At 29.7% G+C, this 908-nt stretch carries 1 protein-coding gene; it reads right to left on the bottom strand.

What is annotated here, in order from left to right:
* Positions 1-176 precede the first annotated feature (176 nt).
* On the bottom strand, positions 177-908 hold a 732-nt coding region (locus RM519_RS13930), incomplete at its 5' end, for a hypothetical protein (RefSeq protein WP_311594438.1).

Raw genomic sequence — 908 nt, 5'->3', positions numbered from 1 at the left:
AACTAAGGTTAATTTACATGATGCACAACGTGTTTGTATAAGAATAGTTGCGGTTTTGTGTGCGAGGATTTTCCGCAGGAAAATCAGACGTAACAAAACTGCAACGACCTTTGTTTAAGCACTAATTTAGCAATTATTTTTATACGGTGTTGTACACCGTTTTTTACTTTTATTATTTATTTGTCAAAACCTTTAAATTCCATTCTTTTAGTTGTCGGACAATGATTTACGATTAAGTCAAATTCTACCACTTTATCTCTTGGTGTTACAAACCATTCTCCAAAACTATATTTTAATAAATAGATATTTTTGAATTCAGTCGGTGTTATTGATAGTTTGGTTTTTTCAGATTCTATTTTTTGAGGAACTGTTCTTAATTCCAATTCTACTGTATTATCAGTTAATTTTTTTAATTCAGAAATTAAGTCAGCATCTGGCTCAATTTGATAATAAAAAATCACAGAGTTTTCAGTTAACTCAAAAGATGTCGTAGTTCCATCACAAGGTTCATAAATTACAAACTCATTATTTATCTTTTTTAAACTAACCCATTGTTTTGGGAAATTCCCATACTCAATTTTTTTAGATTTATGTTTTTTAGCAATCTCATTTATATGATAAGAAACTACATCATTGTCCAATTTGTGTGGTTTCCAATTCGAATATTTTTGATAAAATTCCGAAGTTTTGGTTGTATCGATAAATAACTGATGTTTGGATAAGTCAAGGTTTTTCGGATTATTCCTTTCCAAAATTGTATCTAAATCAATTTTCCAAGCAGGAATTTCAGTCGGCTTATTTTCCGCTTTTTTTGGTTCAGTTTTCTGTTTGCAAGAAAATAGAATTCCCAATATTAATGCTATGTAGATTGTTTTTCTCAAATGGTGTACAACAGACCTGCTAAACGG

The sequence above is a fragment of the Urechidicola vernalis genome, from assembly GCF_031846385.1.
GTDB classification, from domain to species: Bacteria; Bacteroidota; Bacteroidia; order Flavobacteriales; family Flavobacteriaceae; genus Urechidicola; species Urechidicola vernalis.
The sequence above is the reverse complement of the archived record's forward strand: the minus strand, read 5'-3'. Positions and strand labels throughout refer to the sequence as shown.